Here is a 20304-nt window from a genome sequence, read left to right as displayed (position 1 = left end):
CCTACAATCCACCCCGCTTTCGGTTGCCGGTAACAATCATAATGATAAACATAAAAATAATTAAAAACACGGCTATCGTCGCACCCATTCCCCAGTCCTGCGTAACAAGGAAGTGTTGTTCAATCGCAGTACCTAAGGTTATCACACGGTTTCCTGCGATCAATCTTGTTAACATGAACAACGAAAGAGATGGAATAAACACAATTTGACAGCCTGATTTCACGCCATCCATTGTTAAAGGTAGGATCACGCGACGAAAAGTAGTCCACTTCGATGCACCAAGATCACTTGCAGCATCTAAAAGTGTTGGATTTAACTCATTTAGCGAATTAAAAATAGGTAATATCATAAATGGAATAAAGATATAGACAGATACAAATACAAAACTGAAATCAGTAAATAGCAGTTGTTTTGAACCGATGCCGATAATCTCTAGAAAGCTATTCGTAATTCCATATGTACCGAAAATCCCAAGGAAAGCATATGCCTTCAAAAGTAAATTAATCCATGACGGCGTAATAATTAGCAATAGCCATAGATGCTTATGTCTAGTTTTTGTTAATAAATAAGCAGTTGGATAAGCAACTAAAAGCGATATGGAAGTTATTAAAAAAGCGTACCAGAATGAGCTTAATGTCATTTTTAAGTAAACTGGTGTAAAGAACTTTTGATAGTTGGCAAGGGATAAATGACCTTCAATATCAAAAAAAGAATAATAGAGTACAAGTAATATAGGCGCAATAACAAATAAAACGATCCAAAACGCATAAGGAATTAGGTATATATTACGTGTAACCTTATTTTCCATCGCTATCTCCGACTGAATATGCTTCTAAGCGGCGGTCAAATTCCTCTTCAGTTTCCCCGAGACGCATAACGTGAATAGCTTCTGGATCAAAATAAAGTCCTATTTCATCGCCTACATTTACTTTTTTCGTGGAGTGAACAAGCCATTCATTTCCGTCCTTATCATAGCAACAGATTTCGTAATGAACGCCCCTAAATAGTTGCGTATCAACAACAACCTGTAGCTTCCCTCGTTCTAACGTTGTGATTTCTAAATCCTCAGGGCGAATTACGATTTCAATAGGTTCATTGTCATTTAAGCCCTTATCCACACATTCGAATTGCTTGCCAACAAACTCAACAACATAATCTTTAATCATTTTACCTTTAATGATGTTAGATTCCCCAATAAAGTCCGCAACAAAACGATTAATAGGCTCATCATATATATCAGTAGGGGTCCCACTCTGCTGAATTTTCCCTTTATTTATAACAAAGATTTCATCTGACATTGCAAGTGCTTCTTCTTGATCATGGGTAACAAATACAAACGTAATTCCTAGGCGACGCTGCAATTCTCTTAGTTCATACTGCATTTCAGTGCGCAGCTTTAAATCTAATGCAGATAAAGGTTCATCAAGAAGAATAACCTCTGGTTCATTGACAATTGCCCGGGCAATTGCAACACGTTGCCGTTGTCCCCCTGACATTTCTTTAATTTCGCGTTGCTCATACCCAGCAAGGTTTACAAACTGTAACGCTTCTTTGACTTTCTTTTCAATTTCTAAGTTTCTTAATTTTTTAATCCGTAAACCAAACGCAACATTTTCAAAAACATTTAAATGAGGGAATAGTGCATAATCTTGAAATACAGTATTTACTTGACGTTTATTAGCAGGGATATCGTTTACTTTTTTTCCATTGAAAAAAATTTCACCTGCAGTGGCTTCTGTAAAACCGGCAATCAAGCGGAGAATAGTCGTCTTACCACATCCAGAAGGACCGAGAAGTGTATAAAATTTACCACGCTCAATTACAAAGCTAACGTCATCCAGAATAACTGGATCGTTATCAAATTGTTTTGTTACATGCTTGAATTGAATAATTGGAACGTTTGTCATGGTAACCTCCCTCTTATTAATAGTTTCGAAGAATTACATAATAAGGCATCCATGTAGAAAATAAAAGAATTATTAAGTAATTCGCAATAAATTATACAGGAAAAGCCTGCAAATTCAATTAATTTTTATGGGAGTGAAAGAATTGTGTTAACAAAATTGTCAATGTTTATTATGCAATTTTACAATGATAATGTGATGGGCTAAATGATTTGTTATGATGAAGCTATAGCGTTACAAACAAAAGGGGAATCATGAAATGACTGTAATAGTAACCGCGAAAAAAGTAGGGAAATATTATCAAATGGGTGAGGTTAGAGTGGATGCTTTAAAAGGCATTGACTTTGAAATCTACCAAGGTGAATTTATTGTCGTTCTTGGTCCAAGTGGGTCGGGAAAAAGTACTATGATAAACCTTATTGGTGGAATGGACAAAGCCAGCACAGGTGAAATATATTATCGTGGGCAGCCATTGCATCAAGCTACTGAAAAAACTTTAACTGAGTATAGACGAAACTCGATAGGATTTGTTTTTCAGTTTTATAATTTAATGCCAAATCTTACAGCCTATGAAAATATACAGCTATCTACGCAAATAGCAAAAAATCCACTAGATGTAAAAGATATTTTATCACAGGTTGGGTTAGCTGACCGGAAAGACCATTTTCCAGCGCAAATGTCTGGTGGAGAACAGCAAAGGGTTGCTATTGCACGTGCGGTAGCTAAGAACCCGGATATTCTATTATGTGACGAACCTACGGGTGCATTGGATTTTGCAACTGGGGTACAAGTTTTAAAGCTACTTAAACAATTCAATGTTACCTATGGCAAAACGGTCATGATAATTACTCACAATGCCGGCATTGCCGCTATGGCTGATCGCGTTTTTTATATTAAGGACGGGATGCTTGAGAAGGTGGCAGTCAATAAAAAGCCTCTACCGCCAGAGGAGGTATCCTGGTGATGCTATGGAAAAAAATGATCAGAGATATTCTCGAAAATAAAGTTGCTTATCTTGCGTGTGCGATTGTGATCTCGATTGGACTTATGGCATATACAGCGATGTCGATGGCAAAGGATAATTTATTTATTGCGAAAGATGAATTTTATCAAGAATATAAATTTGCAGATGGCTTTGCAATGGTAAAAGCAATTCCTCTTTCCATCGCAAAAGAGCTCGAAAAAATGGAAGGAATCAACGAAGTTAGTGGACGCTTAGTGAAAGATGTAAGAGTATCAATGGAGGAAAGCACGAATGAAAATGTTTATCTAAGGCTAATTTCATTGCACACTCCTGCAGGGAATGAACTGAATGGAATTAAAGTATTCGAGGGTGCCTTGCCAGAAAAGGATCGACGGCAAATATTACTTGCAGAAAAATTTTATCATGCCCATGACTTACAGCTTGGAGATAAGATTAAAGTCATTATTGATGGTAAAATGGTTGAGCTATCTGTAAGTGGAAGCGGACAGAGCCCGGAATATGTATATGCATTGCAGGACCTCCAAAGTCTTACAAATGACCCGGCGAAATTTGAAGTTGCCTACATGCCCTATGAAGATTTACAGCAGCTATTTACCCAAAAAGGATTAGTGAATGATATATCGTTTACGTTAGACCCTGGTATTGAATTTGCTGATATTGAACATAAATTAAAGTCTGAATTAAAACAATATGAGCTTGAAAGCTTGTATTCCGCAGAGGATCAGCTTAGCAATGCAATGCTATCGGAAGAATTAAAACAAATGGAACGAATGTCAAGCAGTCTTCCTGTAATTTTTCTAATTATCGCAGCGATTATTTTATACATTATGTTAAAGCGCTTAGTTGAATCACAACGTGGCCAAATTGGAACGTTGAAGGCGTTTGGTTATCGAAATACGGAAATATTATTCCATTATTTAGGATATGGCCTATTTATAGGACTTGTCGGTGGAATATTTGGTGGTCTATTAGGAACGGCGTTATCAGTCTCCTTGATGGAGGTTTATCAAACTTTTTTTAGCTTGCCAAACCTTGGTGCGCAATTTTCATTAAAATATTTTTTTCTTGGAATTATTATGTCAGCTCTTTTTAGTCTGGCGGCGTCTTTTCAGGGGGTACGTGGGATTATCAAGCTTCAACCTGCAGAAGCAATGCATCCTGTTGTACCTACCTTTTTGAACAAAACTTGGTTAGAAAGAATACCAGGATTTTGGTCAATGTTTAATGTGCAAGGACGAATGGCAATCAGAAATTTAGTTAGAAATAAAAACCGAAGCTTCTTTACATTTATTGGAATGGTCTTTACTTTTAGTATGATGGCTGCTTTTTTTTCACTCGGAAATATGGCAGAAATGATGGTGTTAGATCAGTTCACGAAGGTGCAAAAGCAAGATGCTAAGTTAACTTTTTCACAGCCTTTGCCACTTCAAGAAACAGTTCGCGAGTTGAAGCATGTTGATGGGGTAAAACTAGTTGAACCATTACTCGAAATCCCGGTGTCTCTAAAATTTATCAATCATAAAGAAGATGTGGTGGCCCTAGGGATAAGTGATAATACTACATTATATAATATTTATGATAAAGCAGGAAATCTTGTTGACATACCGAAAACAGGGATTATGCTTTCTGAGCAAGTAGCTGATAAGCTACATGTGAAGGTTGGAGATGTACTTCAATTAGAGAGCAATCTTGCTAATGATACAAAAAGAAACATCATCGTTGAAAGGATTGTTCCTCAATATCTAGGAGCAAATGTGTATTTAAGTCAAGAAACGTTGGTAAATATATTAGATCAAGGTGAGATGGTGACATCTGCATTAATTGCTATTGACAAACAAAGTATACCTAACTTGAAAGACCGCTATCATACTTCAAAGTTTGTCAGTACAATCGAAATTAGGCAGGAAATGATTGATAAATATTATGAATTGATGGAAATGACTGCTTACTCATTATGGGTAATGGCTATTATTGCAATTGTGACAGGATTTGCGATTGTATATAATTCCAGCATCATTTCACTAGCTGAGAGAAAAAGGGAGCTAGCTTCATTACGGATTATCGGTATGACGCCTAGGGAGGTAATGGAGGTTATCTCTATTGAACAATGGTTTATTGGGATTGCAGGAATGATTACAGGAATTCCGCTTGCAATTGCAATGAACAAAGCGATGTCGAAAAGCATGAGTAGTGATTTATACACAATTCCAGATTTAACAAGCCCAGATGCAATTGTGTTAGCCTTTATTGGAACAATTTTTGCGATTTGGATTTCACAACGATCAGTAGCTCGAAAAGTGAAACAGCTAGATTTGGTTGGCGTACTAAAAGAAAGAGAATAGAGGAGGGGAAGCTATGAAAAAGCAAATGAAATGGCTAATAACTATTATTGTAATCGTAAGTATTGGTGGATATTCGATATATTCATCTGTAAAACCCCTTGAAACAACTATTATCGAAGTGCAACCACAAACAGTAGCGCAAACATTTAAAGAAGAAGGTATCGTTACCTCAGCCCAGGAGCGTTTAGTATATAGCTTAGTAAATGGTGCGGTTAAGGACTTACCAGTTGTTGAAGGCCAATCGGTTAAACAAGGCGAACTATTAGTTAATATAGAATCAAAAGATCTTGAAGCACAGCTAGGTGAATTAAAAGGTCAATTACAAAGTGTTCAAGGCCAGCAAAAGCAGTCTTATAAAAGTCCATATCGTGCACAAATTAAACAGCAACAGCTTGTAATAGAAGATACGAGGCGGCTCCTCAATATTGGTCAAGAGGATTACGAGAGGATAAAGACATTATATGAAAATGGAGCCGTATCAAAAAAAGAATTGGATAGTGCTGAAAATCAAGTGATACAGTTAGAAAATAGTTTACTGCAGCAACAACAGGCATTAAAGTTAATTGAAGAGCAAGCAGCCCCTTTACCCGGTACAGATCAATATTATCAGGGGTTGATTAATACGTTAACAGCACAAATTAATTATGTAGATTATTTAATTACAAATAGCGAAATTACCTCACCAATTAATGGGGTTATTAAGCAATTAAATATTCAAGAGGGAGAGCTAGTAACACCGCAATCCCCATTGCTGGCACTATCCTCGAAAAGTGAATTCGAAGTAGAAGTTTACCTTTTGACAGAGGATGTTTTAGCTGTAAAAGAAGGAATGAAAGTCGAGCTTATTCAAGAACGAAGAGATGAGGACTATTCATTTAAGGGTGTAGTAAAATCAATTGCTCCTGCAGCAGAAGAAAAGGTTTCAGCGCTCGGATTAACAGAGCAGAAAGTAAAGGTTACGATTACCCCAGAAGAGAACATGGCGGAATTAAGACCAGGATATGCTCTTGATGTTTTATTTACTACACTTGTCGAGCAGAATAAACTAGCTGTGCCCAAAGTTGTTCTATTCCCTTATGAGGATGGTGACGCTTTGTGGGTTGTGAAGGATGGGAAGGCAATAATTCAAAAAGTGGAAACCGGGTTGGAGACTGATGAACTTATTGTTATTGAAAAAGGTTTAGCGAAAGGTGATTTCATCATTAAAAACTCTCAACTAGAAGGTTTAGTAGAAGGGAAACGAATCAAAATATTCCATGACAAGTTCTGAACCTCTCATGACTAAAGTCACGAGTGTTCTGGGCTATTTTATAAATAGTAGCGTGGAAGTGCCCGTAAAAGAGCAAAAAAGTTAACTTTTCCTCTCCTTTTTTATCCTTATATGTTATAATATTCTGAAAAAAAGGGGGATTTATAGTGGAAAGTGTACTTAAAGTAGAAAATGTTTCAAAAGCTATTCAAGATGTATATCCAGATGATTTTGCTTGGTGCTATGGATGTGGTCGCTTAAATGAAAAGGGCCACCATTTTCGTACGGGTATAGAAGGGGATCATACAGTAACGGTTTTTAACCCGGAACCAGAGCACTTAGCGTTACCAGGATTTGTGTATGGAGGACTAATTGCTTCATTTATTGATTGTCATGGGACAGGCTCAGCATCGTTAACATTACATCGTAAAAATGGACATGAAATTGGAGATGGAGCAGAGCCGCCACGTTTCGTAACAGCATCGTTAAAGGTTGAATTCCTAAAGCCAACACCGCACGGAGTTCCATTAAAAGCAATCGGTAAGGTAGAGGAAATCCATCCGAAAAAATTTAAGGTTGATGCCGAAGTTTATGCGAATGATACACTTTGTGCCCGCGGAGAGGTCATTGCTGTTGTAATGCCAAGCACGTTCGCTAAAAACTAATACATCTATTAAAGATAAAAATGATGAAAATGCTTGGATCGTTTGATTGCCAAGCATTTTTCTTTTGCGAAAGCAATGTGCTAGTGTTTTTAAAGCGGTTGTTAAATGTCACTATTATTTTAAAAAATCTTAAGATTAGATAAATTCATTCATGTAAAATGAGATTAGATGTGTATATTTTTCTGAACTAGTCGCCTATAGCGAAAATTAAAAAATCAAAAATACCATGGCCTATGTATTAATAAATGTGATATTTGAAATGAGGTTCTTAAATGAAACAGGATACTCAACAAATTTGGCAGCATAATCGAATCATAATTGCTATATCAATTGTCATATTACTTATGGCTTTGTTATTTCGCCAACAGCTATATGGGGTTTTAGGAGAACAAAACTATATAAGTATACATTTAATTATTGAACTTTTTATCATCACAATTGCCTTTATGATCGCAATACAAACCTGGATGATTTTCCCCCATAGCTTGTCTAGTTATCGGCTGTGGCTTGGTGCCTTGTTTTTTGCAGTTGGTTTATTAGAGATAGCCCATACACTCACATTTACGGGGATGCCATTTTTTATCGCGGAAAGCTCAGAGTATAGAACGGCATGGTTTAATTTAGTAGCAAGGTACACTGAAGTTATTGCTATTTTAGCAATTGTTATCTCAAACGATCGTTTAGTTGCTTCAAGAAGAAGATGGTATGCATACAGTGTTGCATTAATTTATTTTGGTATGTGGTTCTTGGCGATATTTTCATCCGTTCCGTTATTACCTGAATTAGTAGATAACGGCGTCGGGACGACAGCGACAAAAAATATTCTTGAATATGGAGCAATTGTTATTAGGTTCGTTATTATTGCTATTGTTTTTGTTCGTTTTCGCTTAAGTGATGTTTTTAGTGTTATGCTCATTATTTCGTTTGTGTATTTAATGATGTCAGATTATTATTTTACAACATATAAAACGATGTATGATATTAATAATTTTGTCGGCCATTTGTTTAAACTAGCGGGCTTTTACTTTTTACAAAGAGCTGTTTTTCATACTGCCGTTGAGGAGCCTTTTATAAAGCAAAAAGCAGCCGAACAACAGCTGCTGCAAAATGAAAAATTTCTACAAACAATAACAACGAATATGGGTGAAGGCCTTATTGTCCTTAATAAAGCTGGAGAGCTTACGTACATGAATATAGAGGCTGAACGAATTCTAAAATGGTCACAAAAGGAATTGCTAGGAAAAAATGTACACGACTATATTCATCGTAAGGGTAATGGTAGTCTTTGTCCAAAAGAAGAGTGTCCAAACATGAAAAGCATAAAATATGGAAGGCATTATCGCATTAGAGAGGATTATTTTGTTCAGAAGCAAGGGACGTTGTTTCCGGTCTCATATGTCGTAACCCCAATATTTGAAAATGAAGAAGTAACAGGGGCGATCATGGTATTCCGGGATATATCACAGCAAAAAATAGATCAAGAGAAGATTCACAATATGGCTTTTTATGACGAATTGACAAAGCTTCCCAATATTCGTTTCCTGAAAGAAAAATTATTGGAAATGATAAATCGAAAAGAGCGAATTGTTATCATTATACTTGATATTGATCGATTTAAAAATATTAATGAAGCACTAGGACATCCATTCGGTGATTTAATTCTTCAGGAGGTAGCAAGTCGTCTCCAAAATATAAATAGTAAGTTAGTAGCTAGGCTAACAGGCGATGAATATGCCCTTGTCATAACAGACGTTATGGAAACGAGTGATATTCATGAGTTAGCAGAACAGATTCAAGCCGAAATGAAAGAGCCATTACGAGCCCAAGATTTATTTCTAAACGTTTCACTTAGTGCGGGGGTTGCCTTTTATCCTGAACATGGTACAAATGTTGATGAGCTTATTCAACGTGCAAACCTTGCCCTTGTTGAAGCACAACAGAAACGGAATAACTTTCAAATATATGATCCGTCACAAGATGGTATAGCGCTAGAGCGTTTAGTGTTAGAAAATGATTTACACCATGCCCTTGAAAAAGGTGAACTACACGTTGTATACCAGCCACAGATTAATATTCAAACAGGTGCAATAATCGGAGTAGAGGCATTAATTCGCTGGAAGCATCCAACGCAAGGATGGATCTCGCCAGAGGAATTTATTCCGATTGCAGAAGATAATGGCTTGGTTGTCCCTATAGGTGAATGGGTATTACGCACAGCTTGCAGTCAAATGAAGCGGTGGCATGAACAAGGTCTTTCAAATCTTTTTGTAGGAGTAAATTTATCAATCCGCCAATTTTATCAGCAAAATCTTGTCAGTATGATTAAGGAAATATTAGAAGATACAAATCTATCTCCTCAATATTTAGAGTTGGAAATTACAGAAAGTATGATGATGAATGTTGAACATACAACCGAGACTTTACAAGCACTAAAGAAAATAGGAATCCATGTTTCGATCGATGATTTTGGTACAGGCTATTCGTCTTTATCATATTTAAGAAGGCTTCAAGTTGACCGACTAAAGATTGATCAATCGTTTGTAGGTGATTTGCAAAGCGACGAGAGTGATTCGACAATTATATCTACTATTGTTTCTATGGCGCGCCATCTAAATCTAGAGGTAATTGCTGAAGGTGTAGAAACGTTAAAGCAAACTACGATTTTATTAAATCAAAGGTGTTACCAGGCTCAAGGCTTTTTGTTTAGTGAGCCACTTACAGGTGAGGATTTTATGAGTGAATATAATCAGTTGCAGCAACACGTTAAGGAGATTGTTGGGGGAACACAGGTCGAGTTTGATTGGAACATATGAATTTAAGGTGAAAAAATAACCGAGAGTTTCTTCTCGGTTATTTTATATATAATATTTGAGCTACTAAAGTAATTCTTTTCGTAATTGTGCTGCCGATTTTGGTGATAAATACCTAGGCGCAACATCAAATACCGTTTTCGCACCGAATTGTCCTTCCTTATTAAGGCGATATGCTGCGCGGGCATAAGCAACAAGAGCACTAGATGTAAATTCCGGGTTACTATCTAGCTTTAACGAATACTCAATAATATGGTTTGAGTTTTCACCAGTTTTTCCACTCCGGATAACAAATCCACCGTGCGGCATCGTACTATGGTTTTGCTTTAATTCTTCTTCTGTAATAAAGTTTACAGTTGTATCATAGTCCGAGAAGTAATTTGGCATTGTTTTAATTTCGCTTTCAATTTGCGCTAAATCAGCGCCTTCGTCAGCTACTACATAACACTCACGTGTATGCTTTTCTCTAGTAGTAAGCTCAGGATTCTCAGCATTTCTTACACGTTCTACAGCTTCCTCAACAGGAATTGTATACTGCACCCCGGCTTTTACACCGGAAACTCTTCGAATCGCATCAGAATGACCTTGGCTCAGGCCCTTACCCCAGAATGTATATGTAGAACCTTCAGGCAAAATAGATTCTCCCATTAATCGGTTTATCGAAAATAAACCTGGATCCCAACCAACAGATATAATACTAGTTTTGTTATTTGGTTTTGCTGAGGCGTCAACCGTTTCGAAGAATTCAGGAATTTTAGCGTGTGTATCAAAGCTATCAATAGTGTTAAATAATTTAGCGAATTGCGGTGTCTGTTCAGGTAAATCAGTTGCCGAACCACCGCATAAAATCATGACATCAATTTCATCAACATATTTTTCAGCCTCAGAAATATGTAATACCTTTACACTCGAATCAGCCACCTTTACGCTGCTCGGATCTCTTCTTGAAAACACAGCTGTTAATACCATGTCATCATTTTGTTTAATCGCTGCTTCTACCCCTCTTCCAAGATTTCCGTAACCAACAATTCCAATCTTAATTTGATTTGTCATCAATTCTTCCTCCTAAGTGTGAAAAATAATATATTTTCTAAATTATCTTCAAAAATTGTGATGGTAAGTAGTTTATCACCAACTAGGGAAAATGTCCAAGAAACGCTTACTATACGATCTATTTTAAATATCAATATTAGCTGAAACAATATATAGTTGGAATAATAACAATGTCGAAATGAGATGAATAAACAAACACCCATATAGCAATTTACTTGCTTACGGGTGTTGTTTTAGGTTGGTATTTTTATAAAAAAATCCAAGAAGAAACGGAATATATGATAATACTCTGTCTTGTCTAGATTAAGTTATGTCTCTTCTTAGTAGGATTAGCGAACACCTTTCATATAAGATTGGATTTTAGGCGAAATAATTAATAACAAAATACCTAATAAAATAGATGCTCCGCCTATTACTCCAAAGTAAACCATTTCTGTTTCAGCGCTGTAAAATTTTACGATCTGTGCATTAATAGCCTGTGCAGCAGCACTTGCTAAAAACCATAAACTCATTGTTTGTGCAGAGAAGGCGGCAGGGGCTAATTTTGTAGTAGCTGATAAGCCGACAGGTGATAATAATAATTCTCCGATGACACAAATCAAATAACTAAGAACGAGCCATAGTGGATTGACTAAAGAATCTGTGCCGCCAAAATACGCTGGTAATAAAATTACAATAAATGATAACCCAGCAAAAAGTAGTGCTAATGAGAATTTTTGTGGGACTGTAGGCTGGCGTTTTCCTAATTTAACCCACATTAATGCAAACAGTGGAGCCAAAGTAATAATAAATAATGGATTTAAAGATTGGAACCATGCAGGGGATATGTGAATCCCAGCAAAATCAAGTTGTGTTCTTTTATCTGCATAGTTTGCAAGAATTGTTGCACCTTGCTCTTGAATGGACCAAAACATAACTGCTGCAATAAACAGTGGTATATAAGCAAGGATTCGAGAACGTTCAATAGCTGTTGTTTTTGGACTGCGGTACATCACAATAAAATACATCGTTGGAATTATAATTCCTAGAATCCCTACAAGGGCAATAAAGCTATCTATTGTTAAGATACCAGCAGGTATTAAAGTTGCGCACAATATTGCAATGACTGTTATACCTAAAATAATATAAGTGAGAGTCTTTTTTCTTTCGGTAGCAGATAACGGATTTGGAACAGTTGTACCTGCAAGGCCAAGATTTTTTTTCTTCGTAAATACAAACATAACCAAACCAGCAAACATCCCGATTGCAGCAATACCAAAGCCTAAGTGGAAGCTATAATCCATTACTGAACCAACAATTAACGGAGATAAAAATGCTCCAAGATTAATCCCCATATAGAAAATGCTAAAGCCTGCATCACGGCGATTATCATCTTCAGCATACATTTCCCCAACTACACTAGAAACATTCGGCTTCAATAGTCCCGTACCAAGGATAATTAGAACCATTGAAATAAAAAACATAGCAACATTGCCTGGAATAGAAAGGGCAATGTGACCAAACATAATCAAAATACCACCGTAAAAAACAGCCTTCGATGTTCCAAATATTCTATCCGCCAACCATCCACCAATGATCCCAGACATATATACTAATGAACCATAAATGGACATTATTGCAAGAGCAGTAGTTTCATCCAGCCCTAATCCACCATTTGAAACCTCATAGTATAAATAGAAAACAAGGATTGCCCTCATCCCGTAATAGGAGAAACGCTCCCAAAACTCAGTAAAGAATAAGGTGAACAATCCTTTCGGATGTCCGAAAAACCCTTTCTGGGGGACACTTTCAACAATTTTCTGTCTATTAAATTCTGACATAAGTTAGCCTCCTTTTATATTATTTTATAATAATTTCGTTATTGCAAATTGTCAAAATAAATATTTGGAAATTACGGATATATCGAAGAATTTCAACAGATCTCTGACAATATTTTATTTTATTAAAATAATAATATTATTTTGAAATAAACATAAATTGAGAAATTTACATGAGCAGTATGAAAAAAGAAGTACCAAAGAATAATTGCTCTCTTTGGCACTTTTAATTTCCCTGTAATAAGGGGTAATTAATTCTAATGTCCTTGGTGATGTTGATTGTTAGGCAATCTTTTATCCGGGTTGCCACTTCCTTTTTTGCGATTTAGTTCAGCTTTCCTCTGAGTTTCTTGCACCTTTTTAACAAATTCGCTTGTACTTTCCATCGTAGTTCTCCTCCTTTAATACGAGCTATCAGTTAATGTAACCAGTAGTGCGGGAAAACATGTATGGGTGGAATATCACAGTGTTGAAAAGTCATACATTAAATTACTAGATCCTTCAATATGAGGCGAGCCCCTTCCAATTTGAGTGGATTGGTGCTTGACTTTAACTCTAGGCGAACCTATAATATTAGGAAAATTCTAAATATTCAGTCTGAATTAAACTTAAAAGGGGGAAAATAATGAAGTTATTCAAGGATGATTTGGCGCTATATCATGCATTAAAGAAATCCATGGACGAAGAGCTATTAACATGGGCTGAAAAACCATTAAATAATTTTCATGAGCTTTGTTACAACGAATTTGATGAACGGGCCGTTCATACGGATCGGGAAGGGCAGCCAAAGTTAGTAAAATATAATAAGTTAGGTGACGATGTATCATATATTTGGGTTAATGAAGGCTACAAGAAAACAGTCGAACAAACGTATAACTCCGGAATTGTTGGCTACGTTCATAAAACGATTCCAGAATTGAACCGAAAAGGAAATTATATGCTGTCGTATGCGCAAGGTTATTTATTGTCACAAGTAGAGCCTGGCTTTTATTGTCCAGTTACGCTAACAATGGCAACAGCTTATTTAATTGAACATTTTGCAGATGAAGAACTGAAAGCAAACTATTTACCACATGTCATTTCGACGGGTGAGGTTGAATTGTATGAAGGCGCTACATTCCTTTCAGAAAGACAAGGTGGGTCAGACGTTGGTGCGAATGAAGTAAGAGCTGAAAAGTGCGGTGATCACTATCAATTATTTGGCGAGAAATATTTTGCCAGTAATGCTGGAATGTGTGGAGTTGCCACCGTATTAGCACGAATTGACGGTGCCGAGAGCGGAACAAAAGGATTAAGCTTATTTTTAGTACCATGGAAAAAAGATGACGGTAGCTTAAATGGTATTGAAGTTCGTCGCTTAAAGGATAAGCTTGGAGTCCGGGCTGTTCCTTCAGCGGAAATTGTATTTAATGGTGCCACAGCTTATTTAATCGGTGATCCAAAGAAAGGCTTCTATTATATGATGGAGGCACTCAATTTATCGCGTGTATGCAATGCGGTTGCCTCGATTGGTATTATGCGCCGTGCCTATGTCGAAGCAAAAAACTATGCCGAGTGGCGTGAAGCGTTTGGAAATAAAATTATTACCTATCCGATGGTGCGAAAGACATTAGTCGATTTATTAGCTCGTTATGAAGTACAAACAAGTGCAGTGTTTGAGTTAATTCCATTATTTGATCGTGTAATGACAAACCTTTCGCAAGCTACGAAACAGGAAAAAGCAATGAATCGCTTGTTGATTGCGTTATTAAAAGCAAGAACAGCCGAGGAAGCAATTGATTTCTCTCATGAAGCAATCGAAATCCATGGTGGGAATGGCTATATGGAGGACTTTGTAACACCAAGACTATTGCGAGATGCTCAAGTGTTGACTGTCTGGGAGGGAACAGCCAATATACTTGGCCTTGAAGTTCTGCGCTTATTCAAAAAGTTTAATGTTCATTCAGATTTTATGAATATGATCAGTAGTAAGCTTGAATCTTTACCTACTTATCTTGATGCGGAGGCAGGGATTGTAAAACAAAAACTAGAAAAGCTGAAAGAAACCGTTGCATATGTTACATCAAAAAGTGAACAAGAAGAGACATATCATATTAAGTCGGTAGCTAACTTAATGACTGATATTTACTTGTGCACCGTCGCTTTAACAGATGTTGAGTCAGAAGGTGACCGTAAGCATTTACTTGCAAAGGTATTTATTGCTCATACTTGGGATGATGGAGAGGTAATTGATACATCGTTATTACCGTTAACTCATTTTGATGAGTTAGTTTATGCAAAAGGAAGTGAAGTTGAAATTCATCAATAAAGCTTTATCTATACAAATTGTTGTACGTAAAGCCTTCTATGAAAAAGGTGTGGTTTTAATAAACTAAAGCATGTAGCATGCACAGTTGACCGTTTAGTAATGGACTCGTACTAGTAGCGAGTATCCAAATACTTTACGGCCAACTTTTTTATTGCCCCGTTATTCGTGATTTTTTTAATCTTTTGTGAATTATGGTAATTTCAATTGGTTCATATAGAAAAAATCGGTATGATGAAGCTGAATAGCAAATAGAAAAAATCGACAGTATGAGGGTTACAAAAGGTTTTTTGACCTGTATGTATCCCTTAATTTACCAAATGAGGAGTAATAAAGATGGCGAAGTATAAATTATCGATTAGTATCCTTTCTATATTGATCGCAATTGCCTCTCTACTAGTCGCCCTTTTCGGTCTATTAACGAAGGATGGTCCAGGCGAGCATGCAGTGCCGTCATTCCGGGGAGAGGATGAAATTATCTTGTACGGAAAAGGACTTTATCAACATGAGCCATTATCAGGAGCGGTTCAGGTTTTAGCTCAAGATGTTGTGACGATTATTATTGGGATCCCGCTGCTTTTGCTGTCCATTTATTTATATAGAAGGCAGTCTGTCAAAGGTCATCTCCTGCTCACAGGTACATTAGCTTATTTCTTGTATACGTATAGTTCCTACTCCTTTTTGTTAATGTATAACAACTTCTTCCTAGTATATGTTGCTCTTATGTCAGCTAGTTTTTTCGCATTTATACTTTCCATTATGTGCTTCGATATAAACAATTTAAGTAGTTATTTTGCTAGAAAACTTCCAACGAAATTAATTGGTGGTTTCCTCATAACAGTCGGAATATTAATTTTACTTATGTGGGTAGGAAGAATAATTCCGTCTTTAATGAATGGGACAATACCTTATGGATTAGAAATTTATACGACACTCGTAATCCAAGCGCTAGATTTAGGTTTTGTTGTTCCACTAGCTATTTTAGCCGGAATACTTGTAATCAAGCAAAATTCCATTGGATATTTATTAGCGCCAATCATGATTATGAAAGGCTTCACATTAGGAACTGCTGTTACGGTTATGGCCATTACGATGATACTTTCTGGTGTTCAAACAAGCTATAGTGAAGTAATTATCTTTTCTATTATTAATCTTTTGTTTGTATTTTTTATGTTTCTTATTCTAAGTAATGTGAATGAACTACCGGATGAACCACAGAAGCTGGAACTATAAAATGGGGATGAACCACTTACTGAGGTGCAAAAGGTGGAATAAAAAGATGAGCCATAAAAAATTTAGATCACCATTCAATAAAGGTATGATCGACTAAAATTTTTCATATACCGTTTGCTTATAAATACCAAAAAGGAGAGATGAACAATGAACACAATCATTATTTATGCGTCAAAGCATGGAACAGCCAAAAAGTCGGTTGAGAGATTGGAAGAAAAAGCTAGCGCATCAATTCATTCATTTCATGTAAAAGTTGACAAAATTCCCTCACTTGAAGGCTATGACACGGTGATAATTGGTGGATCCATTTATTTAGGGAAGGTCCAAAAGGAACTAATGAAGTATACAAATGACCATCTTGACGAATTGTTAACGAAAAAAGTAGGGTTGTTTTTATGTGCGGGACACCCTGATGAACAGCAGTTGGGAAAGGAATTACATGATGCGTTCCCTGAGGCATTATTAAACCATGCGACTGTAAAAGAAATTTTTGGCCATGAATTCGATTTATCAAAATTAAACTTTATTGAAAAATTTATTGTGAAAAAAATCGTTGGGATCACTGAAAGCCAATTTGCTCTTTCAGAGGAAAAGATTGATAACTTTGCTGAGCAATTGCTGATTTAAGTGAATGTGGCTTTGTTATAGTTTCAATTCTTTGAAATCGCACATTATAGACTATATAATAAATATAATAAAGAAACAAAGTTATAAAAGAATAAAGTTTTAAAGAAGGGTGTATTTTTCTATAAAGGGGGCATAACTTATGGTAACAGCCACGACATCGAAGGGGAGAGGAACCATGAGTAAATTGTATGGTAAGCCTGTTAGGCGTGTAAAGGTGTCTAAGCAACGCCAAATTAATATCCCAAAGGATTTCTATGATGCATTGCGTTTAACTGATGAAGCTTTAATTGAGTTTAATGGGAAAGAAATCATAATCCGCCCAGCAAAATATGAGGTGGTTGATTTTTCGGAGGATATTTTAAAGGATCTTGTTCGTAAAGGGTATACTGGTGAGGAATTGATATCTGAATTTTCTCGTATTAAGTCCGAGATACCAAAAGCTATAGACCGTATGAAGGAGGAAGCAATGCAAAATCCATTAATTGCGGAAAGCTTGGGTGACTTTCTGGATTCATTAGAGGACGATAACGAAGATGAGTGAGCTTGTACCATATCGACTTAGTAATCGGGCAATTAAACAATTAAAGAAAATACGAAAAACTGATCGTGTTTTATTTGAAAAAATAGAAGCGGGTATTTTAGCAATAAGACAAGACCCTACGATCGGGGAGCCTAAAAGAGGAGATTTAAAAGGTTATAGCTCACTTGACATCATTCATTTAAAAACTAATTATGAATTGTGCTATAAGATAGAAATAGATGAAGGTGGCAATGTAGTCCTCTTAGTATTAATTGGGCCGCGTGAGAATTTTTATAATGATTTAAAGCGATATTTAAATATGTAAAGACCGGTGATGATAATTTGATTAATGATCCCGGTCTTTTTTTATGGGTTTAATCCAGAATTGTTTTGTGGGGAATATCTAATTTAAAGTAAAACGCATAATTATATCTTTTTAATCATTTATTTTTGTATACTTAGATTATTGGGGTTATAGAGTAGTTTGTCGTTATTTATGACAACAATGTAGTTATTTTTTTCTATGGCTGTGTTAAAGCATAATGTTGATTGTTTTAACTCGTTGATTGGAGCGGAAGGAATGTAGACTTTTGCGGGAAGGCGAGGCAGACCAAGGCCGCACAACGAACGAAGTGAGCGAGAGAATTGGCGCGGGGATAAACGGAAAGCGAAGTGCCTGCAACGGAAATCAACATCAAACTTTAACAGCACCTTTTTATAAAAGAAAATTGTTTGGACTCATCCAAAGGTGGAGCTAATTATGAAATTTTTACATAAATACGTGCGAAAATATTGGAAGCCGTTTACGCTCGCCATTTTATTTTTGACCTTTGAGGCTATATGTGATCTGTTACAGCCTACAATTATGGCAAAGATTATTGATGTCGGCGTTGCCAATAGAGATTTAGACTATGTGTTAAAAATGGGCGGGGTTATGCTTGCGATAACAGCAATTGGAGCATTATTTGCTGCAACTAGAAATGTTGTCTCGAGCTTTGTGTCACAAAGCTTTGGAACAGAGCTCAGATCAGATCTTTTTAAAAAAATTCAGAGTTTATCGTTCCAAAACATCGACCGCTTTGATCGTGCCTCACTAGTAACAAGATTAACAAATGATGTGACTCAAGTCCAAGTTTTCGTGAATGGACTTATGCGTATTTTTGTAAAGGCTCCACTGCTTTGTATTGGTGGAATTATAATGGCAGCACGGCTTAATGGTCAACTAGCGATTATACTTGCGATTATCGTTCCAATCATTGCGATATTAATTGTTTTAAATATGAAAATAGGATTTCCATTTTTTATAAAGGTTCAAAAAGCGATTGATGCGGTAAATGGTGTGATGCGTGAGTATTTATCAGGGGTTCGTGTTGTAAAGGCGTTTAACCGTTTTGATTATGAGATTTCTAAGTTCAGCAATGTTAATGAAGACCTGCAAGCAAAACAAACAGCTGCTATTCGAATAATGTCTGTGTTCATGCCGGTAATTATTCTGGCAATGAATATTGGGATTGTTGCAGTGCTTTGGTTTGGTGGACTTGGTGTTCAAACTGGGAAAATCCAAGTTGGTGAGATTATCGCCTTCACAAACTATATGGCTCAAATTCTGTTCTCATTAATGATGATCTTTATGGTTTTTAACATGTTTGTGCGAGCTCGAGCATCGACCGAACGGATTGGAGAGGTATTTGCCGGAGATCATCTGTTAGATTTGCACGGTTATGAGGCTACTAGCGATGCATATAATAATTCAAATGATGATTATAAAAATAATTCTCAATACGACTTAAATTGCGACTTAAATTGCGACTCAAATTGCGACTCAGATAACGATGATCGATACGACTATCGTTTCGCCGCTAAATCTAATTCTTATAACGATGCTTTCTACGATTCTCAAAATAGTTCTCGTCAAGCATTGCTTAGTAATGCTGCCACCAACATAGAAAAAGACTTCGCCCATGGGAGCATCGAATTTCAGGATGTTTCTTTTTCCTATAGCAGTGGCGGGAAAAGTGAACCCATATTAAAGGATATATCTTTTACAATTTTACCGGGAGAAACAATTGGAATAATTGGTTCAACTGGATCAGGGAAAAGTACATTAATTAGTTTAATTCCACGGTTTTACGATGTTCATAGTGGGTCCATTAAAATCAATGGTGTTGATGTTAGAACAATGGATGTGAAGGAGCTTAGAGAAAAAATAGCCATCGTGCCGCAGAATACAATGCTTTTTACTGGAACAATTATTGACAATATTAAATGGGGAAAAGAGGATGCAACGGATGAAGAGGTAATAAAAGCAGCGCAAATAGCTGAAGCCTATGAATTTATTGCCAACTCCCCAGAAGGGTATCATACAAATATTGGTCAAGGCGGTGTTAATTTATCAGGTGGACAAAAACAGCGGCTCTCCATTGCTCGAGCACTAATAAAAAATCCTGAAATCCTAATTTTAGATGATAGTACGAGCGCTGTAGATGTCGGAACGGAAGCAAAAATAAAAAAATCTCTAAAGAAACATACAGATAAGCTTACATCTATTATTATTGCTCAACGAATTTCTTCTGTTATAGATGCAGACAAAATTATTGTTCTTGAACAAGGAAAGATCGCTGGGATCGGCGGTCATCATGGATTGCTAAAGGATTGTCGCGTTTATCAGGAAATTTATGAATCACAAATTGGGAAAGGCACATAAGAAAATTTTAGTCGAAGAAGTTTTTAATTAAATCTATAAATGAATCAGTTTGAAACTTCCGATTATTTCGAGCGCCCTTGCAGGAATTTC

General features: G+C 36.4%; 16 protein-coding genes. 11 read left to right on the top strand and 5 right to left on the bottom strand.

Annotated elements, in window-relative coordinates:
• Position 1: 1 nt before the first annotated feature.
• Together D612_RS0116985 and D612_RS0116980 are read right to left on the bottom strand one after the other, a co-directional pair.
• Positions 2 to 808 (bottom strand): ABC transporter permease, encoded by an 807-nt coding sequence (locus D612_RS0116985; protein WP_017756703.1) that lies wholly within the window; start codon positions 806 to 808, stop codon positions 2 to 4.
• The gene (locus D612_RS0116980; protein ID WP_017756702.1) at positions 798 to 1907 is read right to left on the bottom strand and encodes an ABC transporter ATP-binding protein; all 1110 of its coding nucleotides are present in this window, start codon (positions 1905 to 1907) and stop codon (positions 798 to 800) included. The genes D612_RS0116985 and D612_RS0116980 overlap by 11 nt, the downstream gene beginning before the upstream one ends.
• Before the next feature lie 256 nt (positions 1908 to 2163).
• On the opposite strand from D612_RS0116980, the gene D612_RS0116975 reads away from it, so the two are divergent.
• From D612_RS0116975 to D612_RS18860, 5 genes are all read left to right on the top strand, one after another.
• Positions 2164 to 2868, top strand: a complete 705-nt coding sequence (locus D612_RS0116975) for an ABC transporter ATP-binding protein (RefSeq protein ID WP_017756701.1) — start codon at positions 2164 to 2166, stop codon at positions 2866 to 2868.
• Positions 2868 to 5231, top strand: a complete 2364-nt coding sequence (locus tag D612_RS0116970) for an ABC transporter permease (RefSeq protein ID WP_017756700.1) — start codon at positions 2868 to 2870, stop codon at positions 5229 to 5231. The genes D612_RS0116975 and D612_RS0116970 overlap by 1 nt, the downstream gene beginning before the upstream one ends.
• 13 nt (positions 5232 to 5244) lie before the next feature.
• Positions 5245 to 6501, top strand: a complete 1257-nt coding sequence (locus D612_RS0116965) for an efflux RND transporter periplasmic adaptor subunit (protein WP_017756699.1) — start codon at positions 5245 to 5247, stop codon at positions 6499 to 6501.
• A gap of 146 nt (positions 6502 to 6647) precedes the next feature.
• Positions 6648 to 7145, top strand: coding sequence for a PaaI family thioesterase (locus D612_RS0116960; RefSeq protein ID WP_017756698.1), 498 nt, complete (start codon positions 6648 to 6650; stop codon positions 7143 to 7145).
• A gap of 272 nt (positions 7146 to 7417) precedes the next feature.
• Entirely contained in the window at positions 7418 to 9958 is a 2541-nt protein-coding gene (locus tag D612_RS18860; RefSeq protein WP_017756697.1) for a bifunctional diguanylate cyclase/phosphodiesterase, read from the top strand.
• A 63-nt stretch (positions 9959 to 10021) separates the two neighbouring features.
• On the opposite strand, the gene D612_RS0116950 is transcribed toward D612_RS18860, so the two are convergent.
• From D612_RS0116950 to D612_RS19165, 3 genes are all read right to left on the bottom strand, one after another.
• Positions 10022 to 11008, bottom strand: coding sequence for a diaminopimelate dehydrogenase (locus tag D612_RS0116950; protein WP_017756696.1), 987 nt, complete (start codon positions 11006 to 11008; stop codon positions 10022 to 10024).
• 329 nt (positions 11009 to 11337) lie between these two features.
• A complete protein-coding gene (locus D612_RS0116945) occupies positions 11338 to 12828 on the bottom strand; it encodes a peptide MFS transporter (RefSeq protein WP_017756695.1) in 1491 nt (496 codons plus the stop codon).
• 254 nt (positions 12829 to 13082) lie between these two features.
• Positions 13083 to 13211, bottom strand: a complete 129-nt coding sequence (locus tag D612_RS19165; protein ID WP_017756694.1) for a DUF4023 family protein — start codon at positions 13209 to 13211, stop codon at positions 13083 to 13085.
• Positions 13212 to 13450: 239 nt separating this feature from the next.
• Between D612_RS19165 and D612_RS0116935 the strand changes: the two genes are divergently transcribed.
• From D612_RS0116935 to D612_RS0116905, 6 genes are all read left to right on the top strand, one after another.
• On the top strand, positions 13451 to 15133 hold the full coding sequence (locus D612_RS0116935; protein WP_017756693.1) for an acyl-CoA dehydrogenase family protein: 1683 nt from the start codon (positions 13451 to 13453) through the stop codon (positions 15131 to 15133).
• Between the two features lie 333 nt (positions 15134 to 15466).
• Complete coding sequence (locus D612_RS18540) at positions 15467 to 16363, top strand: hypothetical protein (RefSeq protein WP_017756692.1); 897 nt, start codon at positions 15467 to 15469, stop codon at positions 16361 to 16363.
• A gap of 147 nt (positions 16364 to 16510) precedes the next feature.
• The gene (locus tag D612_RS0116925) at positions 16511 to 16990 is read left to right on the top strand and encodes a flavodoxin domain-containing protein (protein WP_017756691.1); all 480 of its coding nucleotides are present in this window, start codon (positions 16511 to 16513) and stop codon (positions 16988 to 16990) included.
• A 175-nt stretch (positions 16991 to 17165) separates the two neighbouring features.
• Entirely contained in the window at positions 17166 to 17531 is a 366-nt protein-coding gene (locus D612_RS0116920; RefSeq protein ID WP_026092560.1) for an AbrB/MazE/SpoVT family DNA-binding domain-containing protein, read from the top strand.
• Positions 17524 to 17835 (top strand): type II toxin-antitoxin system RelE/ParE family toxin, encoded by a 312-nt coding sequence (locus tag D612_RS0116915; protein ID WP_017756689.1) that lies wholly within the window; start codon positions 17524 to 17526, stop codon positions 17833 to 17835. The genes D612_RS0116920 and D612_RS0116915 overlap by 8 nt, the downstream gene beginning before the upstream one ends.
• 435 nt (positions 17836 to 18270) lie before the next feature.
• Entirely contained in the window at positions 18271 to 20214 is a 1944-nt protein-coding gene (locus D612_RS0116905; RefSeq protein WP_017756687.1) for an ABC transporter ATP-binding protein, read from the top strand.
• Positions 20215 to 20304 lie beyond the last annotated feature (90 nt).

The sequence above is a fragment of the Calidifontibacillus oryziterrae genome (assembly GCF_000331575.1).
In the GTDB taxonomy this organism is placed as follows: domain Bacteria; phylum Bacillota; class Bacilli; order Bacillales; family Bacillaceae_J; genus Calidifontibacillus_A; species Calidifontibacillus_A oryziterrae.
This window is presented reverse-complemented; position numbering and strand designations above follow the sequence as displayed.

Coding starts and splice junctions, on each gene's coding strand:
- D612_RS0116985 (WP_017756703.1), bottom strand. CDS start 808: ATGGAAAATAAGGTTACACGTAATATATACCTAATTCCTTATGCGTTT.
- D612_RS0116980 (WP_017756702.1), bottom strand. CDS start 1,907: ATGACAAACGTTCCAATTATTCAATTCAAGCATGTAACAAAACAATTT.
- D612_RS0116975 (WP_017756701.1), top strand. CDS start 2,164: ATGACTGTAATAGTAACCGCGAAAAAAGTAGGGAAATATTATCAAATG.
- D612_RS0116970 (WP_017756700.1), top strand. CDS start 2,868: ATGCTATGGAAAAAAATGATCAGAGATATTCTCGAAAATAAAGTTGCT.
- D612_RS0116965 (WP_017756699.1), top strand. CDS start 5,245: ATGAAAAAGCAAATGAAATGGCTAATAACTATTATTGTAATCGTAAGT.
- D612_RS18860 (WP_017756697.1), top strand. CDS start 7,418: ATGAAACAGGATACTCAACAAATTTGGCAGCATAATCGAATCATAATT.
- D612_RS0116950 (WP_017756696.1), bottom strand. CDS start 11,008: ATGACAAATCAAATTAAGATTGGAATTGTTGGTTACGGAAATCTTGGA.
- D612_RS0116945 (WP_017756695.1), bottom strand. CDS start 12,828: ATGTCAGAATTTAATAGACAGAAAATTGTTGAAAGTGTCCCCCAGAAA.
- D612_RS19165 (WP_017756694.1), bottom strand. CDS start 13,211: ATGGAAAGTACAAGCGAATTTGTTAAAAAGGTGCAAGAAACTCAGAGG.
- D612_RS0116935 (WP_017756693.1), top strand. CDS start 13,451: ATGAAGTTATTCAAGGATGATTTGGCGCTATATCATGCATTAAAGAAA.
- D612_RS18540 (WP_017756692.1), top strand. CDS start 15,467: ATGGCGAAGTATAAATTATCGATTAGTATCCTTTCTATATTGATCGCA.
- D612_RS0116925 (WP_017756691.1), top strand. CDS start 16,511: ATGAACACAATCATTATTTATGCGTCAAAGCATGGAACAGCCAAAAAG.
- D612_RS0116920 (WP_026092560.1), top strand. CDS start 17,166: ATGAGTAAATTGTATGGTAAGCCTGTTAGGCGTGTAAAGGTGTCTAAG.
- D612_RS0116915 (WP_017756689.1), top strand. CDS start 17,524: ATGAGTGAGCTTGTACCATATCGACTTAGTAATCGGGCAATTAAACAA.
- D612_RS0116905 (WP_017756687.1), top strand. CDS start 18,271: ATGAAATTTTTACATAAATACGTGCGAAAATATTGGAAGCCGTTTACG.